The organism is Streptomyces regalis, assembly GCF_001509475.1.
In the GTDB taxonomy this organism is placed as follows: domain Bacteria; phylum Actinomycetota; class Actinomycetes; order Streptomycetales; family Streptomycetaceae; genus Streptomyces; species Streptomyces regalis.
Map to the genome: position 1 here is coordinate 35,720 of NZ_LLZG01000411.1, position 20,300 is coordinate 56,019.

General features: G+C 71.5%; 21 protein-coding genes and 4 pseudogenes. 17 read left to right on the forward strand and 8 right to left on the reverse strand.

The window, feature by feature from the left end; genetic code table 11:
* Positions 1-72 precede the first annotated feature (72 nt).
* The gene (locus ADL12_RS45590) at positions 73-573 is read left to right on the forward strand and encodes a metallophosphoesterase family protein (RefSeq protein ID WP_062714653.1); all 501 of its coding nucleotides are present in this window, start codon (positions 73-75) and stop codon (positions 571-573) included.
* 235 nt (positions 574-808) lie between these two features.
* Here the strand turns inward: ADL12_RS45590 and ADL12_RS45595 are convergent, their stop codons facing one another.
* Complete coding sequence (locus ADL12_RS45595) at positions 809-1,429, reverse strand: SRPBCC family protein (protein ID WP_062714655.1); 621 nt, start codon at positions 1,427-1,429, stop codon at positions 809-811.
* Positions 1,430-1,440: 11 nt separating this feature from the next.
* On the reverse strand, positions 1,441-2,565 hold the full coding sequence (locus ADL12_RS45600; protein WP_062714658.1) for an XdhC family protein: 1,125 nt from the start codon (positions 2,563-2,565) through the stop codon (positions 1,441-1,443).
* A gap of 921 nt (positions 2,566-3,486) precedes the next feature.
* Here ADL12_RS45600 and ADL12_RS45605 point away from each other — a divergent pair.
* Positions 3,487-4,218: a flavodoxin family protein gene (locus tag ADL12_RS45605; RefSeq protein WP_062714659.1), complete on the forward strand. Its 732-nt coding sequence runs from the start codon at positions 3,487-3,489 to the stop codon at positions 4,216-4,218.
* A 54-nt stretch (positions 4,219-4,272) separates the two neighbouring features.
* Here ADL12_RS45605 and ADL12_RS45610 read toward each other — a convergent pair whose 3' ends face one another.
* From ADL12_RS45610 to ADL12_RS58795, 3 genes are all read right to left on the reverse strand, one after another.
* Positions 4,273-5,265: an Acg family FMN-binding oxidoreductase gene (locus ADL12_RS45610; protein WP_062714661.1), complete on the reverse strand. Its 993-nt coding sequence runs from the start codon at positions 5,263-5,265 to the stop codon at positions 4,273-4,275.
* Positions 5,266-5,414: 149 nt separating this feature from the next.
* Positions 5,415-5,912 carry a PP2C family protein-serine/threonine phosphatase gene (locus ADL12_RS58790; RefSeq protein WP_425265222.1) on the reverse strand — a complete coding sequence of 166 codons (498 nt, stop codon included), beginning with the start codon at positions 5,910-5,912 and terminating at the stop codon, positions 5,415-5,417.
* Positions 5,891-6,118 (reverse strand): hypothetical protein, encoded by a 228-nt coding sequence (locus ADL12_RS58795; protein WP_062714663.1) that lies wholly within the window; start codon positions 6,116-6,118, stop codon positions 5,891-5,893. Before ADL12_RS58795 ends, ADL12_RS58790 begins: the two co-directional genes overlap by 22 nt.
* 148 nt (positions 6,119-6,266) lie before the next feature.
* Here ADL12_RS58795 and ADL12_RS45620 point away from each other — a divergent pair, with 148 nt between their 5' ends.
* Positions 6,267-6,806 (forward strand): DoxX family protein, encoded by a 540-nt coding sequence (locus tag ADL12_RS45620; RefSeq protein ID WP_062714665.1) that lies wholly within the window; start codon positions 6,267-6,269, stop codon positions 6,804-6,806.
* A gap of 91 nt (positions 6,807-6,897) precedes the next feature.
* On the opposite strand, the gene ADL12_RS45625 is transcribed toward ADL12_RS45620, so the two are convergent.
* On the reverse strand, positions 6,898-9,687 hold the full coding sequence (locus ADL12_RS45625; RefSeq protein ID WP_062714667.1) for a heavy metal translocating P-type ATPase: 2,790 nt from the start codon (positions 9,685-9,687) through the stop codon (positions 6,898-6,900).
* 206 nt (positions 9,688-9,893) lie between these two features.
* On the opposite strand from ADL12_RS45625, the gene ADL12_RS45630 reads away from it, so the two are divergent.
* Positions 9,894-10,178, forward strand: coding sequence for an SHOCT domain-containing protein (locus ADL12_RS45630; RefSeq protein ID WP_062714669.1), 285 nt, complete (start codon positions 9,894-9,896; stop codon positions 10,176-10,178).
* Between the two features lie 39 nt (positions 10,179-10,217).
* Positions 10,218-10,457, forward strand: coding sequence for a DUF2933 domain-containing protein (locus ADL12_RS45635; protein WP_062714671.1), 240 nt, complete (start codon positions 10,218-10,220; stop codon positions 10,455-10,457).
* Between the two features lie 120 nt (positions 10,458-10,577).
* Here the strand turns inward: ADL12_RS45635 and ADL12_RS54715 are convergent, their stop codons facing one another.
* Positions 10,578-10,778, reverse strand: a complete 201-nt coding sequence (locus ADL12_RS54715; RefSeq protein ID WP_159053505.1) for a hypothetical protein — start codon at positions 10,776-10,778, stop codon at positions 10,578-10,580.
* A 413-nt stretch (positions 10,779-11,191) separates the two neighbouring features.
* On the opposite strand from ADL12_RS54715, the gene ADL12_RS45640 reads away from it, so the two are divergent.
* From ADL12_RS45640 to ADL12_RS45685, 12 genes and pseudogenes are all read left to right on the forward strand, one after another.
* The gene (locus ADL12_RS45640) at positions 11,192-12,454 is read left to right on the forward strand and encodes a hypothetical protein (RefSeq protein ID WP_062714927.1); all 1,263 of its coding nucleotides are present in this window, start codon (positions 11,192-11,194) and stop codon (positions 12,452-12,454) included.
* A gap of 347 nt (positions 12,455-12,801) precedes the next feature.
* Positions 12,802-13,629 carry a universal stress protein gene (locus ADL12_RS45645; protein WP_208614759.1) on the forward strand — a complete coding sequence of 276 codons (828 nt, stop codon included), beginning with the start codon at positions 12,802-12,804 and terminating at the stop codon, positions 13,627-13,629.
* Positions 13,630-13,716: 87 nt separating this feature from the next.
* Positions 13,717-13,884: a hypothetical protein gene (locus ADL12_RS55885; RefSeq protein WP_208614760.1), complete on the forward strand. Its 168-nt coding sequence runs from the start codon at positions 13,717-13,719 to the stop codon at positions 13,882-13,884.
* Positions 13,883-14,478: pseudogene (locus ADL12_RS45650) on the forward strand (nitrate reductase subunit alpha); the annotation flags it as partial. The gene ADL12_RS55885 and the pseudogene ADL12_RS45650, both read left to right, overlap by 2 nt.
* Positions 14,456-14,677: pseudogene (locus ADL12_RS57500) on the forward strand (universal stress protein); the annotation flags it as partial. The pseudogenes ADL12_RS45650 and ADL12_RS57500, both read left to right, overlap by 23 nt.
* A gap of 63 nt (positions 14,678-14,740) precedes the next feature.
* Positions 14,741-15,664: a carbamate kinase gene (locus ADL12_RS45655; RefSeq protein WP_062714675.1), complete on the forward strand. Its 924-nt coding sequence runs from the start codon at positions 14,741-14,743 to the stop codon at positions 15,662-15,664.
* A 198-nt stretch (positions 15,665-15,862) separates the two neighbouring features.
* Complete coding sequence (locus tag ADL12_RS45660) at positions 15,863-16,471, forward strand: DoxX family membrane protein (RefSeq protein WP_062714930.1); 609 nt, start codon at positions 15,863-15,865, stop codon at positions 16,469-16,471.
* Positions 16,472-16,514: 43 nt separating this feature from the next.
* A pseudogene (locus tag ADL12_RS57945) lies at positions 16,515-16,875 on the forward strand (zinc-binding dehydrogenase); the annotation flags it as partial.
* 144 nt (positions 16,876-17,019) lie between these two features.
* A pseudogene (locus tag ADL12_RS45670) lies at positions 17,020-17,791 on the forward strand (N-acetyltransferase family protein); the annotation flags it as partial.
* A gap of 51 nt (positions 17,792-17,842) precedes the next feature.
* Complete coding sequence (locus ADL12_RS45675; RefSeq protein WP_062714679.1) at positions 17,843-18,574, forward strand: CBS domain-containing protein; 732 nt, start codon at positions 17,843-17,845, stop codon at positions 18,572-18,574.
* 24 nt (positions 18,575-18,598) lie between these two features.
* Positions 18,599-19,099 (forward strand): flavodoxin domain-containing protein, encoded by a 501-nt coding sequence (locus tag ADL12_RS45680; protein ID WP_062714681.1) that lies wholly within the window; start codon positions 18,599-18,601, stop codon positions 19,097-19,099.
* Between the two features lie 45 nt (positions 19,100-19,144).
* Positions 19,145-19,423, forward strand: coding sequence for a hypothetical protein (locus tag ADL12_RS45685; RefSeq protein ID WP_062714683.1), 279 nt, complete (start codon positions 19,145-19,147; stop codon positions 19,421-19,423).
* Positions 19,424-19,444: 21 nt separating this feature from the next.
* Here ADL12_RS45685 and ADL12_RS45690 read toward each other — a convergent pair whose 3' ends face one another.
* The gene (locus tag ADL12_RS45690) at positions 19,445-20,266 is read right to left on the reverse strand and encodes an SCO6745 family protein (RefSeq protein ID WP_079052642.1); all 822 of its coding nucleotides are present in this window, start codon (positions 20,264-20,266) and stop codon (positions 19,445-19,447) included.
* Positions 20,267-20,300: the final 34 nt, after the last annotated feature.

Below are 20,300 nucleotides of genomic sequence, written 5' to 3' on the forward strand. Positions count from 1 at the left end.
TCCACCGATCAACCACAGCGACCACGCGCGGAGAACCGGCCCGAAGATCGCGCACGCCGGTAGCCTGACGGCGTGCGCCTGCTGCTGATGTCCGACACCCACCTGCCCAAGCGCGCCAAGGCCCTGCCTGACCCGCTGCTCGCCGAACTCCCGCGCGCCGACGTCGTGTTCCACGCCGGGGACTGGGTGGACACGGCCACGCTCGACCTGCTGGAGAGCCGCTGCGCCCGGCTCGTCGGGGTCTACGGCAACAACGACGGGCCGGACCTGCGTGCCCGACTGCCGGAGGTGGCGTACGCCGAGCTCGGCGGGCTGCGCTTCGGCGTCGTCCACGAGACCGGGCCCGCCCAGGGCCGCGAGGCGCGCTGCGCCGCCCGTTACCCCGACCTGGACGTCCTGGTCTTCGGGCACAGCCACATCCCCTGGGACACCACGGCCCCCACCGGGCTGCGCCTGCTCAACCCAGGTTCCCCGACCGACCGCCGCCGTCAGCCCCACTGCACCTACATGACCGCGACCGTCACCGAGGGCCGGCTCACGGACGTGGAACTGCACCGGCTGCCCCCTCGCTGACGGCCGGCATCGCCAGGGGCTGCGCCTCACATAGAACCGGGCCGCTCCGTACGTGGGGAAGCGGCCCGGGCGCTGAGATGCGCTGTCATGGACCTCCTTCCCGCTCAGAGGCGTTGTTTCCGGGGGCACGCATGCCTCCGTTGTGCCGCGATTACCCCTTAATACCCGCCTTAAACCCATTGGTCCGAGTCGTCGGCGCCGATTCGAGCCACTCGCGGGCCCGTCATCTCCAGGATCACGCCCGGCGGGCCCGCCGCCACCGCAGGAGGCGCGCCACCCCGAGCACCGCCCCGAACACCACGCCGGCCGTCGCCAAGGCCATCCCGGCCCGCTTCGCCACCGGACCCCCGGCCGCACGAAGCAGGTCGAGCGGCTGCTCCAGCTGCTCCTCGGCCACCGCCGCACCCTCCGCGGGCTCGGTCAGCCGCTGCGACAGGGACGCGGCGAACTGCCCGACCAGCCGGTCACCCACCTCGGCCATCACTCCACGCCCGAACTGCGCCGGCCGCCCGGTCACGGTCAGATCGGTGTCCACCGACACGGCCGTACCGCCGTCGCGCTCGCTGAGCGTGCCGGTCATCGTGGCCCGTGCGGTGCCCTGGCCCCGCGTCTCCCGGCCACTCGCGACCAGCACCATGTGGTGCGCCGACTCGTCCTGCTCCTCGAAGGCGGCGGTGCCCTTGTACGTCACGGTGATCGGGCCCACCTTGACCTTCACCGCGCCGGTCACGATCTTGCCGTCGTACTCCTCGACGCTCGCCCCGGGCATGCAGGGCGCGACGCGCTCGATGTCGAGGAGCGTGCGCCAGGCCTCGTCGACCGGGACGGGGACGGTGAACTCGTGGTGCAGCTCCATGACTTCCTCCCTCAAGCTCGCTGCGGGCGGACCCGCGCTCCGTGCGGATGTATGGCGCCGGCGGTCGCCGTCAGCGGGGTGCCACTGCCGCCCCAGCGCAGGGCGACGATCTCGGCGGCGACGGACACCGCGACCTCCTCGGGCGTACGGGCCCCGAGGTCGAGCCCGACCGGCGAGCGAAGCCGGGCCAACTCGTCCTCGCCGAGCCCGGCTTCGGCCAGCCGCTTCATCCGGTCGTCGTGCGTACGGCGGCTGCCCATCGCCCCGATGTACGCCGCCGGGCGGCGCAGTGCCTCTTCGAGCAGCGGTACGTCGAACTTCGGGTCGTGGGTGAGCACGCAGATCACCGTGCGTTCGTCGGTGTCGATGCCGCTGAGGTAGCGGTGCGGCCAGTCCACGATCACCTCCACCCCGTCCGGGAAGCGTTTCGGCGTGGCGAAGACGGGGCGGGCGTCGCACACCGTGACCCGGTAGCCGAGGAAGTCGCCGATGCGGGCGACCGCTGCCGCGTAGTCGATCGCGCCGAACACCAGCATGCGGGGCGGCGGCGCGAAGGAGTGCAGGAAGACGGTGACCGCGTCCTCGCGGCGCTCGCCGTGCCGACCGTAGTGCCGCAAGCCCGTGACGCCGAGGGCGAGTTCGCCGCGCGCGTCGGCCGTGACCGCCACGTCCAGTCCGGAAGTGCCGAGCGTCCCGGCGGCCCGGTCCGGCCACACCGCCAGGGTCGCCCCGCGCGGCGCGGGCCCGTCGGTCACCGTCGCCACGGTCACCGGCCGGCCCGCCGTGACGGACTCCGTGACCTCACCGAAGGACGGATCCGAGTCGGCCGTCACGGGACGTACCAGCAAGGTGATCTCGCCGCCGCAGGTGAGCCCCACCGCGAACGCGTCCTCGTCGCTGTACCCGAAGGTCTCCAACCGCGCCTCGCCGCTCGCCACGACCTCCTGCGCGAGTTCGAACACGGCCCCTTCGACGCAGCCGCCGGACACACTGCCCACGACCTCGTCGTCCGGTCCCACCGCCATCGCGGCCCCGGGGTCGCGCGGGGCGCTGCGGCTCGTGGCGACCACCGTGGCGAGTCCGAACGGCGCCCGTGCCGCGTACCAGCCGCCGATCACCGGGAGAATGTCACGCATAGTCGTGGGTACCTCCTGGTGAAGCCGGCAAATGGGCTCATGACCAGCGTTTCGGCAGTCGGATCGGACTGGGCGAGGCCGGTGGTCGATCTTGGCGGTGACGGCTTGTGAGGTTTCGGAGGGCGGGCCGCAGGCGGTTCGGTTCGGCGGGAACAGCGGTTCTATCGGCAGTATCGACCTTGCGGAAGCGAAGGGCACGTGCGCGGATGCTCCCGGGCGGGCCCGGCCGCGTCGACGGCGACCGGATACCGGCCGGTCCGGCACGCACGCCCGGACGCCCGCGCGGGCATGGGGCCTCGGCCACGCGACCGTCCGCGCGATCGTGGAGGCGCATCGGGGGCCGGGTCACCGTGCGCAACAATCCCGGCGGTTGCCGCTCGCTTCGAGGCGGTGCTGCCCGCCGCCGCTTCCTGAATGCAGGCAGTGCTGCCGGTCCGCCGCGGGTCCACACCCCGGCACCGGCCTGCACCCCGGCTCGGCCCGCAGCCGCGACGAGTACGCCGTGATGCGCCGTACGTTCTCCGACGGTGCCGCCTGCCCTCGAACACGCGCGGTGCCTCACTCCAGGCGAGCGCCGAGCGGAAGAAGGAAGCGACACCGGCGTACAGAAGTGTCGTGCGGCATTCCGACCCATACCCGTACGCCCCCGTGGTCGGTGTGCGAGACGTAATCCGCCGCGGCAGCCCCCCCCGTGGCCGAGCCCGACCAGCGCGGCCTGGTGACCCACAGCGTTCACACAGGACAGGTCGCAGGCCCACGGCCGCCGAATCCGGTACCGCCGGTGACCAGTACACGCATACGGCCACGCCAGGCCCGCCCGATGCCGTCCTACGGGACCGCGCCCGTACGTCATGACTCCGTAAGGCCTGCACGGGTGCGTCGGACCGGGACAAGCCGGACTTCACGCGAGAGGCTGCCCCCATGGCAGCCTCATCCTCCACCGATGCCCCCTACCGCTTCGACGACCTGACAGCCCTCTACGTCAACTGCACCCTCAAACCGTCCCCGCAGCTCAGCCACACCCAGGGCCTGATCTACAAGAGCCGGGCCATCATGGACGCCGTCGGAGTGACGACGGAGGTGATCCGCGCCGTGGACCACGACATCGCACCCGGCGTCTACCCGGACATGACCCAGCACGGCTTCGCCACCGACGCCTGGCCGGGGCTGTACGAGAAGGTGATGGCCGCCGACATCCTCGTCCTGGCCGGCCCGATCTGGCTGGGCGACAACAGCTCGGTCACCAAGCAGATCATCGAGCGCCTGTACGCCTGCTCCTCGCTGCTCAACTCCCAGGGCCAGTACGCCTACTACGGCCGCGTCGGCGGCTGTCTGATCACCGGCAACGAGGACGGCGTGAAGCACTGCGCCATGAACGTCCTCTACAGCCTCCAGCACCTCGGCTACACGATCCCGCCCCAGGCGGACGCCGGCTGGATCGGCGCGGCCGGCCCCGGGCCGTCGTACCTCGACCCGGGCTCGGGCGGCCCGGAGAACGACTTCACCAACCGCAACACCAGCTTCATGACCTGGAACCTGATGCACCTCGCCGCCCTGCTGAAGCGGAGCGGAGGCATCCCTGCTCATGGCAACCAGCGCTCGCAGTGGGACGCCGGCTGCCGACCGGGTGCGGACAACCCCGAGCACCGCTGAGGTCGGCGACAAGGCGTTCGACAAGGCGGGTCCTCCTGCCCGCCTGTCGACCCCTCATGGCTCGATTTCCAGCACGTCTCCCACTGGGCGGCGTGGTGTCGCCACGCCCTGTTCGCCGTACCCGAGGCGCAGCACCATCTGTACGAACCCCATCGCCGACTGCGGGTCGCGAACGGCCCAGCGGAGTTCCGGCCATTCGAGGGCGTGGGACGTGAGCGAGGTCGCCAGCCCGTCCAGGGTTGCTTCGAGCAGGACGCGCTCCAGGGCCTGTCCCGCCGTCAGCCAGTCCTCCGGCCGGTCGCCGGTGGTGCCCAGCAGGGCCAGTTGAGGCTTGCTCTCGAACGTGGCCACCTCGCGGCCGGGCATGGGGCGTCGTCCCGCGAAGTCGCGCACGGGGGCCTTTCCGCCCCGCTTGCGCGGGCCGAAGGCGTAGTCGGGGATCCCGTCGGCCGGCGTGGCGGTGATGTCGGCGCCGATGCGGGTCCAGCGGACGATGTCCTGGAACTGGCTGGGGTCCAGCGAGTCGCGGCCCTCGGCGTCGTGGACCAGGTCCAGCACGGATTCCGCATGCCATTCGGCGGGAAAGAGCAGCCGCGCTCCTTCGCGCAGGGCGGCGCCGGACAGGGTGTCCTGTATGGCCTGGGGTATGTCTTCTTCCGAGAACGGATGGCGGCTGGTGTGCCGGCGGTGGATGGCGGGGTGCAGCGTGGCGAGGTCGGTTTCCGGGCGTACGGGTTCGGCCAGCTCCACCGTCGCGAGCAGTTCCGGGTCCGCCGGGTCGGGCAGCAGCCGGGTGGTCGGCTCCCAGCCCGCGTGCGCGGCGGCGACGCGCAGGTTGAACAGGGCCGCGCCGCATCCGATGTGGAGGGCGCGGTTGGTGGGGTCGGCGTGGGGCATGGTCCGCTCGGGGTCCGATCGGACGTGAAAGGTGCGGTCGGCGCGGAGGAAGCGGAACTTCCATGGCTGCGCGTTGTGCATGGACGGCGCGGCTGAGGCGTCGCTGACTAGGGCCGTCACGGTCTTCGTGTCGAGAGGTTGTGCAGGCACCGGGATCTCCCTCCGGAAGCCGGCTGGCCTGGCGCGACAGCGGCCCGCCTCTCCTCACGGTAGTCGCGGCGTGCCCGCCCCGCAGTGGGCGACACCCACCCGAGGGGGAGGGGCCGATCTCGGCGGCGGAGCCACCGCGCTGGGTTTCCTCACCGCGCTCGCCGAGGCCAGTACGGCGGTGCAGGATGGCTTGCATCGGCCACGGCATGAACCGGGTTGCAGGCGGATGACGACCAGGGCGATGCCGTCCGGCGCTCCGATGGTGACGCTGAGGCGGGCCAGCAGGGCGTCCGCGAGTTGGTCGGGGGAGAGGGCGCTGTCCTGGGAGCGGGGGGGGGAGCAGGACCGGGGGCAGGTTGTCCGGCGTTGCTGTAGATGATCAGTCTGGCGTACAGGCCGAGGACTTCCAGGGCCTGGGCGGGGCTGGGGATGGCCCGGATGGCTGCGCTGAGTGCATTGCGGAACATGCCCATCACGGCTGCGGCCCGTAGGCCGTGGCCGACGACGTCGCCGGCCACGGCGTAGCGGTCAGGTGGCAGGTCGGCGACGTCGTACCAGTCGCCGCACACGTTGAGTGATTGCGTCGCGGGAAGGTAGCGCACGGCGATGTTGTCGTCGTGCCGGCTCAGGTCGGGGTCCTGGAGCATGGCTTCCTGCAGGCGACGGCGACCTGGCGTTCGCGGGCGTGGGCCTGGCGCAGTTCCTGGTTCAGCCGGTGCAGCTCGCAGGCCCGTACGTAGAGCTCGGCTGCCAGGCCCCTTGCCCGTTCGGTGAACTCCTCGGTGAGTCGGCGGGCCCGGCGAGAGTGAACGAAGGCGGTGACGTCCTCGGAGCGTTGGACGATCCATGCCACCGCGCCGTCCGGGCCGGGGATCGGGGTGTGGATGGTGGGTTCCGGAGTCGCACTGACGGCCCGAGCGCAAAGATGTGTATCGTCGCGCTCACCCTGAGCGAGAACGGCATCGGGCAACGGAACCCGATGGGGAAGGGTGAGTCCATCCATGGTTCGGTCACCGGCCCGATTCACTTGGCTGACCTCGACCGGCGCGCCCGCAACCGTCGTCCTCATCCGCCTCTACGTCGGACTGATCTTCCTCTCCGAGGGCATCCTGAAGTTCCTTCGGCCCGACCAGCTCGGCAGCGGCCGGTTCGACAAAGCCGGAATCCCCGCGCCGGGCTTCTTCGCCCCGCTGGACGGGGTGTTCGAGATCGTCTGCGGACTGCTCATCCTCGTCGGGCTGGTCACTCGACTCGCCGCCGTGCCAATGATCGTGAACATGGTCGGCGCGCTGCTGATCACCAAGCTGCCGATCCTGTGGGGTGACGCCCCGCTGTTCGAGGGGGAGTCCGGCTGGTGGGACTTCGCCCACGAGGCACGCACCGGCCTCGCCCAGCTGTGCGGCAGCCTCTTCCTGCTGCTCGTCGGCGCGGGTGCCTACTCCCTCGACGCCCGCCTGCACTCCATGTCCCCCTCGGCTGCTGCCGCGTCCGGAGCTGAAGCCGCGGGGATGCTTCCCGAGCGCCGCCCTCGGCAGGTGTGACGGCCTGCGGATCGGGCCGGCACGCACCCGCCGGGAAGGTCGCAACTACGCCTATGCCCCCACCACCGAGTCCGCCAAGTCCGCCGAGTCGTCAATGGTGCTCGTGCTTGTTCCGGCGGGTTCGGACGCCCTCGGCCGGCGTACCGGCATAGTGGCCCGGGTCGACGTCATACGTGGCGGCGCAGTGACCGGAGCAGAAGTACAGGGTGCCGTCGAATGCGTCCCGCTGGGCCGGCGCGGTCGCGGGGTCGACCTGCATCCCGCACACCGGATCCGTCACGGTCTGCGTCCGCCCGTTCCCTTCCCCTTCGTACCCGGTGCGGTCGGCGGCGGACTCGACGGTCGGCTGCGGCCCGGCCTCTGCTTCTGGCTCCGGCAGGGGCGCGGAATGCCAGCGACGCAGGCGGGAGGCGTTGGTGACCACGGACAGGGAGGACAGGGCCATGGCCGCTGCGGCGATGATCGGGCTGAGCCGGATACCCCACAGCGGGTAGAGGGCGCCGGCGGCGAGAGGGATTCCGACGGCGTTGTAGACCAGGGCGAAGAACAGGTTCTGCTTGATGTTGCGCATGGTCGCGCGCGACAGCCGGATCGCGGTGACGACCCCCGACAGCGAGCCGGAGATGAGGGTGATGTCGGCGGCCTCGATGGCCACGTCCGTGCCGGTGCCGATGGCCAGCCCCACGTCGGCCTGGGCCAGGGCGGGGGCGTCGTTGATGCCGTCGCCGACCATGCCGACGGTGCGGCCCTCGTCCTGGAGGCGGCGGATCTCGTCGGCCTTGTGTTCCGGCAGCACCTCGGCCAGCACCCGCCGTACGCCGACCTGTGCGGCGATCGCGGCGGCGGTGCGGGCGTTGTCGCCGGTGAGGATGACGGTGGCCAGGCCGAGTCGGTGCAGGGCGGCGATCGCCTGCACGGAGTCGTCCTTGACGGTGTCCGCGACGGCCAGCACACCGGCCGGGCGCCCGTCGACGGCGGCCAGGATCGGGGTCTTGCCCTGCGCCGAGAACGTGTCGGCGATCGCGGTGAGGTCAGCGGTGCCGATACCGACGTCCGCGAGGAGTCGCGCGGTGCCGACCAGCACGGCCCGGCCGTCCACGGTGGCCTGGACGCCCTTGCCGGTGACCGAGTCGAAGCCGGAGGCGGCCGGTACGGCGAGGCCGCGCTCGCGGGCGCCTTCGGTGACCGCGGTGGCCAGCGGGTGCTCGCTGTCGGCCTCGGCGGCGGCCACGAGCCGCAGCACCTCGTCCTCGCTGAAGCCGTCGGCGGTGTGTACGTCGGTGAGGACCGGCCTGCCTGCCGTGACCGTGCCGGTCTTGTCCAGGACGACCGTGTCCAGCTTGTGCGCGGTCTCCAGGGCCTCGGCCGAGCGGATGAGGATGCCCGCCTGTGCCCCCTTGCCGGTGCCGACCATCACGGACAGCGGCGTGGCAAGGCCCAGCGCGCACGGGCAGGCGATGATCAGCACGGCGACCGCCGAGACCAGCGCCAGGGTGACGGCGGGAGAGGGGCCGACCGTGTACCAGAGCGCGAACGTCGCGACGGCCACGGCGATCACTGCGGGCACGAAGTATGCGGAGATGGCGTCGGCGAGCCGCTGGATCGGTGCCTTGGACGCCTGGGCCTGCTGCACCAGCCGGATGATCTGGGCCAGCATGGTGTCCGCACCGACCTTGGCCGCCCGCACCCGCAGCGACCCGGTGGTGTTGACGGTGGCGCCGATGACACCGTCCCCGGCGCGCTTGGTCACGGGCATCGGCTCGCCGGTGACCATCGACTCGTCCACCGCCGAGGAGCCGGAGAGCACCTCGGCATCGACGGGGATCTTCTCGCCCGGCCGGATGACGATCTCGTCGTCGACCACGACCTCGCCCACGGGGATCTCGGTTTCGGCTCCGTCCCGTACGACCCGCGCGGTGCGCGCCTGCAGGCCCAGCAGGGCGCGGATGGCCTCGCCGGTGCCGGCCTTGGCACGGGCCTCCAGCAGCCGCCCGAGAAGAATCAGGGTGAGGATCACCCCGACGGCCTCGAAGTAGACCTCGCGGACGTCCTCGGGCAGCAGGCGCGGGGCGAGCGTGACGAGGAGGCTGTAGCCGTAGGCGGCTGAAGTGCCCAGCGTGATGAGGGAGTTCATGTCGGCGCCGCGGTGGCGCAGGGTGAGCCAGCCGATCCGATGGACCGGCCACCCGGTGTAGAACATGACCGGGGTGATCAGGGCCAGCTGCAGCCAGTGGTTGAGCATCCAGCCCGGCACCCAGTCCGCCCCGAACAGCTCGTGGGCCATCACGGCGAACAGCACCGGAAGCGTCAACACGGTGCCCACGGCGACACGGCGGGACAGGTCCGCGATCTCCGCGCGCCGCTCGGCGGCCTCCGCAGCCTCGGCCTCGACGGCCGTTGCCTGCTCGTCCCCGCCGTCGGGTGTGCTCTCCCGGTCGGCCGAGAGCGGGGGCGTCTCGGCCGAGACCGTGAGCGCCGCGGCAGGCGGGCCACCGCCGGTTTCCTCGGCCGGATCGACGACGAGCGTGCCGTGGATCATGTTCATCCCGCAGGCGAAGCCGTACGAGCCGGCCTGCTCGGGTCGCAGCCGCACGGTGGTGCGCTGATGCGCCGGCAGTCCGGCACTGACGCGCAGGTCGGGGAAGACGACCCGGTTGGTGCACTCGCCGGACTCCTGCCGGTCGAAGACCAGCTCCACCGGCACGCCCTGCCGCACCCTGATCACGTCGGGGCTGTAACCGCCCCGCACGGTCACGTCCACACGCTGCACCCCGCCTTCGATCCGGGCGGAGCGGGCGCGGCGCGGGCCGAAGAAGAACCAGCCGAGCGTGGCGATCAGCCCAGCCGCGATCGCGATCACAGTGATGTCGGCGATCCCCATGACAGACCTTCTCTCTGACCGGCTCCCTCCCAATCTCCTCCCGAACACCCCCACGGGGTAAGGGTCCAACGGCCCCGGTGCTCTGGCCCGTGCGGCCCATGACGTACCGACGGGCCGGGGCGACGGTGAGGGTGAGGCATCAGGAAAGCCGCAGGCATCAGGTCCGCGGCCGACCCGGCCTCCCGGCCTCCGAGGAAGTGACCACGATGTTCTGGTACGACCACGATCTCAGCGGATGGGGCTGGTTCGCCATGTCGGCGAGCATGATCCTGTTCTGGACGCTGGTCATCACCCTCGGTGTCCTGCTGTTCCGGGCCCTGGCCCGGTCGGAGGGGACCGATGCGCCGAAGACCGGTGCCTCGTCGCCCGCGCCCAGCGCAGAGCAGCTGCTCGCCGAGCGCTTCGCCCGCGGAGAGATCGACGAGGACGAATACCGCCGCCGCCTCGCCGTGCTCCACACCGGGAGGGGCCCCTCACTCAGCAAGAACTGACCACACGCCCGACGGGCGCACCGGTGAAGGAGGCCCGTGATGAACACCAACCCACGCAACTACGGCCTGTACGCGATCGCGGTCGCGATCGCCGTGGTCGGCGCCCTGGCCCTCGGCGTGCCGGTGGCCACGCTCTTCTTCGGGGCGATCGCGCTGGCCTGCCCGCTGATGATGCTCTTCATGATGCGCGGCATGCACGGCGGCCACGACACCGGACACGAGTACCGGCCGAAGGACGATCCGCTGTCCAAGCACGATGAGACGCACCGGCGAATGTGACCAGGCGAATGTGACCGAAGGGCGCGCCGAGAAACCGGGAGTCTGCCATGTCCGCGGTGATCGCCCTGCTGCTCGGGGTGGTCATCCTGGCCGGGGCCGTCTACGACACCGTCCGGCTGATCACCCCGCGCGAATCCCGCTGCCCGCCGCTCGCCGCTCGCCCGACTGCGCGGCCGCCGCGCCGCGCTGGAAGCCACCGAGCGGTGGAGCACCGGACTGCTGCTGCACGCCCGGATCAGCGAAGCCGATTACCAGGCCCGGATGAGCCGCCTCGCTCACGGCGAGCGCCACCCGAGCCCCACCGGGCACGTAAGCACACACACATCTTCCTTCCTGCTCACCCACGTTATGCACGCGGCGGGAACGACGCTCGGCGGGCGACCCGGCCCGCGCCACACGCCCTGCATCGGCTCTCGCCTCATCCGGCGACGGCATCAGCAGGATCACGCCGGTGCGACTTGCGGAGGCCGGGAGGAATGACCGCCGAGGGTCAAGGCCGTGAGGACCTCGTCCGTCGTAACTCCTCACCCTCCTCCCGCCTGCCCCGCTCCGCCACTGTCCTCGCGTGAGGCATCGCAGTCAGGGACGAGTCCGTGTTGCGTTCGGTCACCCGCCTGGGTTCGCCCAGGTCGCGTGCCGTGCGCCGCACGGGTCTGCTGATGACCATGAGCGACAGCGGTGACGAACAGCTCTCGGCCAGGGAACGCAGCGAGTTGGACGAACTGCGGCAGCGGGTGAACGCCCTGGAGAGTGCCCGGACGCCGCGGCACCACCCGTTTCGCTCGCTCGGCTCGGTCCTGCTGATCCTTCTCGCCGCGCTGCTGTCGCTGCTGTCCGTCGTCGCGGTGTGGGCGAACAGCATCGTGCAGGACACGGACCGCTACGTCGACACCGTGGGACCACTGGCGAGCGACCCCGATGTGCAGAAGGCGGTCACCAACCGGGTCACCGCCGCCGTGCTGGCGCAGGTCGATGTGGACGCGCTGGTCAAGGAGTTGACGGACGTGGCCGAGCAGAAGGGTGTCCCGCCGCGGGCGGCCGAACTGCTGGGCGACCTGGACGGCCCGATCGCGAACGGTCTCAAGCAGCTGGTCAGCAGCACGGTGGAGCGGGTGGTCACCAGCAGTGCCTTCGAGACGGTCTGGGTGAACGCCAACCGCAGGGCGCACGCGGCGCTGGACAAGGCCCTGACGGGCCAGTCCGACAGCACGGTCAAGCTGGAGGACAACAAGGTCGTCATCGACCTGGGGCCGATCGTCGCCAACGTCAAGGACCAGCTGGTCGACGCCGGCTTCTCACCCGCCGCGAAGATCCCGGCCGTCCACACGAACTTCGTGGTGTTCGCGTCGGAGGACGTCGGCGAGATCAAGACCTACGTGAGAGTGCTGGAGATCCTCGGCGGCTGGCTGCCCGTCATCGCGCTGCTGGTCGCGGCCGCCGCTGTGTACGTGGCGTTCAACCGTCGGCACGCGCTGGTCGGGGCCGCGCTGGCCGTGTTCGCCGCCATGCTGGTCCTCGGAATCGGCCTCACCGTGGCCCGTGACGTCTACCTCGACCATCTGCCGCCAGGGACGTCCCAGGCCGCCGCGGGATCCGTGTACGACGCGCTGGTCAAGTTCCTGCGGGCCGGCGTACGGGCCCTCGCCGCGGTCGCCCTCTTCACCGCCGCCGGTGCCTTCCTCGCCGGCCCGTCCAGGATCGCCGTTCTCACGCGCACCGGCTGCCGGCGGAGCATCGGCGCACTGCGCGACGTGACGACGTCGGCCGGGTTCCGTCTCGGTGTGGTCGGGCGGTTCGTCCACCGCTTCAAGCGCTGGATCGGAGTGGCCATCCTGGTGGTCGCGGCCGTAGTGCTGTTCACCTGGAGCTACCCGACGACGGCAGTCGTGGTGTGGACCGCGGTGATCACGCTGGTGGGCTTCGCGATCCGCGAGTTCCTGGACGACGAAGGCTCCGCTGCGTCCGTCGACTCGCGGGCCGATGCCGCCGCTCACTGACTCGGCTCGCTGCTCGCTGGGAGTGCCCTGCGGGGATACGTGGAGCAATCGGCGTCGCGTCCGACGACACCCACGTATCGGAGCGGGCTCTGGCGGCAAGAGTCCCACCACCCGTGCCCGCGCCAGACCGGCGATGCGCAGCACGCGCCGGAGGCGCGCGTTGCGGCTGACCAGCGCGTCGCTCTTCCTGACCCGGTCTGCGACTTCCCGCGTGGGCCCGGGGCGGGGTCGAACGGCCCTGCGCCCGGGGCCGTACGGCGTGTCAGCAGGTTCCGCCTGGCCCCTGCTCGCGACGTCGCGGAAGGACGAGTATCGGGAGCACGGAGCCGAGCAGAAGGGAGAGGGAGATGACCCGCCATGTGGTCGTGGGAGTGGACGGTTCCCTGAACGCCGTACGCGCATTGGACTGGGCCTCGGCGGAAGCTGCGCGCCGCGATGCCGAACTGCGCGTCGTGTACGCGGTGTCCGACCGTGACGAGGCCGGACCCGTCCTCGCGTCGGCCGCCGCACGCGTCCGGGAGCGTCATCCGGCCCTGTCCGTGGTGACCGAGGCCGCGGCGGGCGGCGCCGCGCGGGCGCTCGTACGCGAGAGCGAGGGCGCGGACCTGACCGTCGTCGGCACCCGCGGCCTGGGTGGTGTCACCGGGCTGCTGGCAGGCTCGGTGAGTCTGCGCCTGGCCGCGCATGTGCACGGCCCCCTGCTCGTCGTACGCGGTGACCACCCGTGCGACGACGAACGCAGCGTGCTGCTCGGCCTGGAGGACGACTCCGACGCCGACGCGGCCTCCTATGCCTTCTGCGAGGCGGAGCGGCGCGGTGTCCGGCTGCGCGTCCTGCACTCGACCCACCGCCACATCACCCCCGAACTGCCCTCCCTGCTTCCCGCGACAAGCTCAGGGCAACGGCGGCGCGCCCAGAGCGACCTGGCCGAGGAGGCCGTGCCGAGCTTCGACGTGGCCAAGCTGCGGGAAGAACACCCCCAGGTCGGCGTCGACACCCGCACGGTCCGCAGAGGACCGGCCCAGGCCCTGCTGGACGCCACGCACGAGTCCGCCGTCGTCGTCATCGGCGCCCACCGCCGTACAAGCCGTCCCGGGCCACAGCTCGGCCCGGTCGCGCACACCCTCCTGCACCGCTCCCACTGCCCTGTGGTGATGGTGCCGGCAACCGGCTGACCGGCGCACCGCCTGTCGTTCGGGGACCGCCGACTTCTCAGGCAGTCCACGCCCGTCGGACGGGCCGCCGGACGCCTCTTCGGCTCCGTGGCACTCGTTCCGCCCCTGGACGGGAAGGGCTGGTTTCCGCATGACCCGGCCGCCGTACCGGTCGGTCAGCGCCCCGACCGGGACCGGCACCGCCACCAGCAGCGACTGCTCGAACGACGACAGCTCCAGGGTGTCCATCCTCTGATCAGGCTCGTCGGTCACTGAGCACGCCGACGAGTGGCTGGCCCCGCACACCGGCATGGACGGGGCGCTGGCGATGGCCATGGGGCACATGATCCTGCGTGAGTTCCCCGTCGACCGCGAGGTGCCGTACTTCCAGCACTACTTGAGGAGGTGCACGGACGCGCCGTTCCTCGTGACCTGCGCGAACACGGCCAGGGTCTCGTCACCGACGCGTTCCTGACCGCCGCCGACCTCGGCCGTGGCGAGGAGGCCGAAGAGAACGCGGCGTTCAAGACCGTCCTTCCGGACCGGGCCACCGGCGAACCGGTGGTCCCCGGCGGCTCGCTCGGTTTCCGGTGGGGAGAGACCGGGCGAGGCCGCTGGAACCTCGATCTGGGCGATGTGGTCCCGGAGTCGAGCCTGATCGACCGTGCCGGGGACACCGTCGAGATCGCCCTGCCCCGCCCCGGCCTCCCGGGCAACCGGTCGGCGTCGTACGAGGACGCCACCCAGCCCTGCACCCCGGCCTGGCAGGAGACAACGACCTCCGTCCCCGCCGAGCAGTCAGCCCGCATCGCCCGCGAGTTCGCCCGCAACGCCGAGCGCACGCAGGGCCGGGCTGCTGCTGGGCTCGGTCAGCCAGGCGGTGCTGCACCATGCGCACTGCCCGGTCGCCGTCGTCCGCGTGCGGAGCCACCACCTCCAGCGTGAGCAGGCACGACCGCCGGGGTCATGGGCCACCCGGCCTCAGGACCGGGCCGTCCGGCGGCCTGCGGGAACCCTTCGGCACCCTGTGCGGACGAGCGGTCCGGCGTTCGATGAAGGGGAAGAATGAAGGGGAGGGGAGACCCGCACGGCGCAGAAGCCACGGAGACAGGCGAAGAGAGAGGCGGAGACCATGCGCATCGTCGTCGCCCTCGGCGGTAACGCCCTGCTGCACCGCGGTGAACGCCCCGACGCGGATGTCCAGTGCACCAACATCGTCCGCGTCGCCACCGCGATCGCCGCCCTCGCCCACGACCACGAACTCGTCGTCACGTACGGCAACGCACCCCAACTCGACCTCCTCGCCGCCCAGAGCACGGCCGACGCGGCCCTCACCGCCCCCTACCCGCTGGATCTGCTCGGCGCCCAGACGCAGGGCATGATCGGCACCCTCCTGTTCCGCACCCTGCGCGACGTCCTGCCCGGACGCAGGGTCGTCGCGCTCGTCACGCACACCCGGGTACGCGTCGACGACCCCGCCTTCGAGCACCCCACCGAGCTGGTCGGACCGATCTACCCCGAGAAGCCCGCCCGCTTCCTGGCAGCCAAGTACGGCTGGGACATGGCCGAGGACCGGCACGGCCGGCGGCGGGTGGTTCCCGAGCCCTCGCCCGAGGGGATCGTGGAGGCCGACACCGTCCGGGTGCTGCTGGAGACGGGGACCGTGGTGGTGTGCGCGGGCGGCGGAGGCGTTCCCGTCGTCGCCGACTGGGCCACCGGAGCGCTGCACGGCGTGGACGCCGTCGTGGACAAGGACCTGACGGCGGCCCGGCTGGCGGAGGACCTGAAGGCGGACTTCCTGCTCGTGCTGACCGACGTACCGAACGTCTACGCCGGCTACGGCACCCCCGACCAGCGCCCCGTCCTGGATGCCACGCCGGCCGAACTGCGCGACGCTCACTACGCACAGGAGTCGATGGGCCGTAAGGCAGAGGCCGCCGCCCGGTTCGTGGAGAACACCGGGCAGCTGGCCGCGATCGGGGCGTTGGACGCGGCGTACGAGATCGTGCACGGCCGCTCCGGGACCCTTGTGCGGCCCGATCTGCCGGTCGCCTGACACCCCGGCCGCGGTCACCGCTCCTGGGCACTGCCTCCGGTATGCCGCCACGGCAGTCGCCGGCGCCACCCCGACAGGGCCCGAGGTAGGGGCCGTTCAGCCCCATGGACACGGACCTTCGGCATCCGGCGTCGGCATGTCCGCGCCACGAGAGTGGACGGTGTCAACAACGAATCCGTCCCGAGGGGGATGACGATCATGGCAGTTCACGATCAACCGCACCGGCACCTGGGAATCCGTCTCCCGTCCCTGCGAAAGGCCAGGGCCGCTGAGGCGGCGGCCGACACCACGGCGACGAGCGCTTATGTCTTGGCCGGGCTGCGGCTGTTGACCGGGTTCGTCTTCCTGTGGGCATTCCTCGACAAGACGTTCGGCTTCGGGTACGCCACCCAGTCGGGCCATGCCTGGGTCGACGGTGGCTCGCCCACCAAGGGCTTCCTCGGCGGGGTCGCGGCCGGCCCGATGGAGTCGACGTTCCACGACTGGGCCGGGGACGCCTGGGCGGACTGGCTGTTCATGCTCGGCCTGCTCGGGATCGGTGTGGCGCTGATCCTGGGTATCGGCCTCCGCCTGGCCGCGATCGCGGGCACGTTGATGATGGCGCTGATGTGGATCGCGCAGTGGCCGCCCGCCAAGCACCTCTCCGACGGCTCGCCGAGCATGTCGACCAACCCGTTCGCCGAGTACCACGTCGTGTACGCGGTCGTCCTGATCGCTCTGGCCGCCGTGGGCGCCGGCGCGGTCTGGGGGTTGGGCCACGCATGGGCCCGGCTGCCGTTCGTCAGCCGCAACCCCTGGCTGCGGTGAACCCGGGGGCCGTTGGGCCGGTCGGTCCCGGCCGGGGACCAGCGGCCTCGTGGAGAAGCTCGGCGGCGGCGTCACCCACCTCAGCGTCGGCCGGCCGTCGCCGTGCCCTGGCTCGGCAGGGCAGGATGCTCGCCTGGGCCGACTTCGCGCAGCCGGTGCCGCAGGGCGTCACCGCCGTCGACGCCGCCCCGCTGACCTGCGCGGGCGTGACCACGTACAAGGCGCTCAAGGTCGCCGACGTGCGGCCCGCGCAGCTTGTCGCGATCTCCGGCGTCGGCGGGCTCGGTCACCTGGCGGTGCAGTACGCGAAGATCGCCGGAGCCACCGTCGCAGCCACCGACGTCACCGACGACAAGCTCGGGCTCGCAGCCGAGCTCAGCGCCGACGTCGTGATCGACGCCCGCCCCCGGACTGCCTGCTGCCCGGCCCCCGTTTGAGGGCCGACCGGCCCACCCGCACCGCCCGGACAGCCCCTGGGGCCGCCGCCCGTTCCGCCGGACGCTTTTAAGTGCCGAGGAAAACGCCGAGGAACGCTGAGGGGAACCGCGATGACGGACGACACGCTCATTCGGCCCACGGTCCACGCCCTGCTCGCGGACGGCACCACGGTGTTGTATCCGTCCGGTGCGGCGGGACGACCACGATCTGGTGCAGGGGCTGTACGAGGAGATGTCTGCGGAGAACCTGTGCCTGAGGTTCTTCGCCGCCGGCCGGGGCGTCGCCGCGGTGGCCGCGGACCGGGCCTGCGCCGAGCCGCGCGCCGGGTACCGGGTGCTGCTGGCCGAGACCGGTGGTCGGGTGATCGGCCTCGCCGAGTACGACAGCGGCGGGACGGGGGACACGGCGGAGATCTCCATCGCGGTCGCGGACGGACTGCACCACCGGGGCGTCGGCACCCTTCTCGTCGAGCACCTGGTCTCCGCCGCCCGTGCCGCCGGCATCACCACGTTCACGGCCGACGCACTCAGCGAGAACCACGAGGTGCTGAAGCTCTTCGCCGACCTCGGCCTGAACACGGCCCGCCGCTTCGAGGGCCCGGAGGTGCGCTGCACCATCGCCCTCGACCAGAGCGACACCTACCTCACGGCCGTGGAGGAACGCGGTCGCGCCGCCGACGTCGCCAGCCTCGAACCGCTGCTGCGGCCGCACACGGTCGCCGTCGTCGGCGCCGGACGCAAGCCGGGCTCGGTGGGCCGGGCGATCCTGCACCAGCTGCACGCGGGCCGCTGCACAGGCCGTCTGTTCGCGGTGAACCCCCGCGCGCGCTCGATCCTCGGCCTACCGTGCCACCCCTCGGTCAGCGCCCTGCCCAAGCTGCCCCGCAGGCTCCAGGACCCGTATCTGCGCCGACTCCGCTGAGGAGGAACAACCATGAAGCACAACAAGGTCGGCTCCGTCATGACCACGGACGTCGTCCGTGCCGAGTACGGCACCCCGTTCAAGGAAGTGGCCCGGCTGCTCGGCGACCACCGCATCAGCGGACTGCCCGTCGTCGACGACGACGAGAGGGTCATCGGCGTCCTCTCCGAGACCGATCTGATGGTCCGGCAGGCCGAGACGCCCGACCCGTACGAGCCGAAGAAGCGCTTCCGCTTCGACCGGCTCACCCGCGCGGGCCGTGAGCGGGCCGTGCAGGCCCGGGCCCGCACCGCCGGCCGGCTGATGACCGCACCGCCGATCACGGTCCACGCCGACGACACCATCGTCGAGGCCGCCCGGACCATGGCGCAGCACCACATCGAACGGCTGCCCGTCCTCGACGAGGAACACCGGCTGGTCGGCATCGTCACCCGCCGCGACCTGCTCCAGGTCTTCCTGCGGCCGGACGCGGAGATCCGCGCCGAGGTCGTCGACGAGGTGCTCGCACGGGCGCTGTGGCTGCCTCCTCGCAGTATCACCGTCTCCGTCACCGAGGGCGTGGTCACGCTCATGGGGCAGATGGAGCGCAAGAGCGAGACGGAGATCGCCGTCTCCATGACACGTCGGATCGACGGCGTGGTCGCGGTCGTCGACAAGCTCACCCACCGGCTGGACGACTCGCACGTACGGCCCGACGCGCAGGCACTGCACGGCATCGCCGACGACTGGCTGCGCAAGCTGTGAACAGGTGAAAGGAGGCGGAGCACCATGACCACCAAGGTGCTGGTCGCCTACGGGACGACGAACGGATCGACCGCGCAGATCGCCGAGGCCGTGGCCGAGGTCCTGCGCAAGGAGGGTCTCACCGCCGAGTCGCTGCCGGCCGGCTCCGTCGCCCGCGTGGACCCCTACGACGCCGTCGTGGTCGGCGGTGCAGTGTACGCCGGACGCTGGCACAAGGACTCCCGCCGGTTCCTCCGCCGGCACCGCCGCGAACTGGCCGGACGCCCGCTCTGGCTGTTCAGCAGCGGCCCGCTGGACCCCTCGGCCTCCGAGCGGGACATCCCGCCCGTGCCCGGCCTGAAGCGGGCCATGACCCGGCTCGACGTCAACGGGCACGTCACCTTCGGCGGCTGCCTGCAGGAGGGCGCCAAAGGGTGGGTCGCCCGGATGATCATCAAGAACGGAAAGGGCGGCGACTTCCGGGACTTCGACCGGATCGAGGACTGGGCGAGGACGGTCGCCGACGACTTGGTCACCGAGGGCTGAGCAAGGCTCCGCGGGTCAGGAACGTTCCTGAAGAGGGGCAGCACCATGTCCGTGTCGTACGAGAGCCTCGGCCGCGCGTCCCACGTGCGTCCCGGTCGAGCCTCTCTCCACCTGGCCCGCGCCGCCTCCCTGGCGCCTTCACCGCACAACAGCCAACCGTGGCTCTTCGCCGCGGAGGACCACGACCACGGCTTCGAGGTGCACCTGCACGGCGGGCGGCGGATGCTCCTCACCGATCCAGGTGGCGGTGTGGGCCCCATGACACGGGCCGTGCAGCTCGCCAACGTCGTCGAGGCCGCCGAGGGCAACGCGAACACCATGTGAACGGGCTGCACAGCGCCCCGGTCAGCCGAGCTTGAGGAGGCCGGCGTCGACGACGGCGCGGCCGAAGGGGCTCGCGAGTTCGGCGAGACGTTCGCAGTCGCTGTCGCCGAGCGCGGCGTAGGCGGGGAGGGCGAGGTGGTCGGTGCGGTCCTCGATGTGTTGGCGCAGACGTACGCCTTCCGCGCTGAGGGAGCCACCGTCGAGAAGGCCCCGCGTGCGCAGGCGCTCCTCGGTGGCGGCCCACTCTTCCTCGGACCATGCGCGGCTCACCTTGAGGAAGTGGACGGGAACCTCACCGGTGGCAGCGTGCAGAATCAGGGCTTCCAGGCCTCCGACGCCCTCGCTCAGCAAGCACGCGACGTGGCCGTCTCCACGGAACTCCCGGAGCAACGTCTGGGCGTGCCACAGCTGCAGTACCGGTTCCTCCGGCCAGGGCAGGACGGCATGCGCGGCGAACAGCGGGCGGCCCTGGGGATGTTCGCAGGCGGCCTCGGCGGCCCTGCGGGTCAGCGCCAGGACCTCGTCCAGAGCGGGCAGCTCGTGGATTCCCGCCCGCCGCAGGGCCTCACCTGCGGCGGCGTACCGCGCGTCCAGCACCTGCTGAGGAGTCGTCGCGTCCCAGGCCCCGGCGACCGCCTGCCGTACGACAACAGGGTTGAAGTTGTAGAAGGTCGAGATGACCAGCTCGGCGGATGCCCGGCCGAAGGCGGCGCTCCGGGAGGCGAAGTACCCGGCATGTCCGCTCAGTCCGAGGTCCGCGTACCGTCGCCTGCCCTCGGGGACGAAATAGATCATGCCGTGGAGGGGCTCGAGGCGGCGCCAGGCCGCGCGCGCAGTCTTCACAGGGTCACCTTTCAGGGGGTGCGTCTCAGGGGGT

Bases quoted from the DNA above. Each gene is read 5' to 3' on its own strand.
- ADL12_RS45595 (WP_062714655.1), bottom strand. From the start codon at position 1,429: ATGGAGCTGCACCACGAGTTCACCGTCCCCGTCCCGGTCGACGAGGCC.
- ADL12_RS45600 (WP_062714658.1), bottom strand. From the start codon at position 2,565: ATGCGTGACATTCTCCCGGTGATCGGCGGCTGGTACGCGGCACGGGCG.
- ADL12_RS45605 (WP_062714659.1), top strand. From the start codon at position 3,487: ATGGCAGCCTCATCCTCCACCGATGCCCCCTACCGCTTCGACGACCTG.
- ADL12_RS58790 (WP_425265222.1), bottom strand. From the start codon at position 5,912: ATGCTCCAGGACCCCGACCTGAGCCGGCACGACGACAACATCGCCGTG.
- ADL12_RS45620 (WP_062714665.1), top strand. From the start codon at position 6,267: ATGGTTCGGTCACCGGCCCGATTCACTTGGCTGACCTCGACCGGCGCG.
- ADL12_RS45625 (WP_062714667.1), bottom strand. From the start codon at position 9,687: ATGGGGATCGCCGACATCACTGTGATCGCGATCGCGGCTGGGCTGATC.
- ADL12_RS45630 (WP_062714669.1), top strand. From the start codon at position 9,894: ATGTTCTGGTACGACCACGATCTCAGCGGATGGGGCTGGTTCGCCATG.
- ADL12_RS45635 (WP_062714671.1), top strand. From the start codon at position 10,218: ATGAACACCAACCCACGCAACTACGGCCTGTACGCGATCGCGGTCGCG.
- ADL12_RS45645 (WP_208614759.1), top strand. From the start codon at position 12,802: ATGACCCGCCATGTGGTCGTGGGAGTGGACGGTTCCCTGAACGCCGTA.
- ADL12_RS45655 (WP_062714675.1), top strand. From the start codon at position 14,741: ATGCGCATCGTCGTCGCCCTCGGCGGTAACGCCCTGCTGCACCGCGGT.
- ADL12_RS45660 (WP_062714930.1), top strand. From the start codon at position 15,863: ATGGCAGTTCACGATCAACCGCACCGGCACCTGGGAATCCGTCTCCCG.
- ADL12_RS45675 (WP_062714679.1), top strand. From the start codon at position 17,843: ATGAAGCACAACAAGGTCGGCTCCGTCATGACCACGGACGTCGTCCGT.
- ADL12_RS45680 (WP_062714681.1), top strand. From the start codon at position 18,599: ATGACCACCAAGGTGCTGGTCGCCTACGGGACGACGAACGGATCGACC.
- ADL12_RS45685 (WP_062714683.1), top strand. From the start codon at position 19,145: ATGTCCGTGTCGTACGAGAGCCTCGGCCGCGCGTCCCACGTGCGTCCC.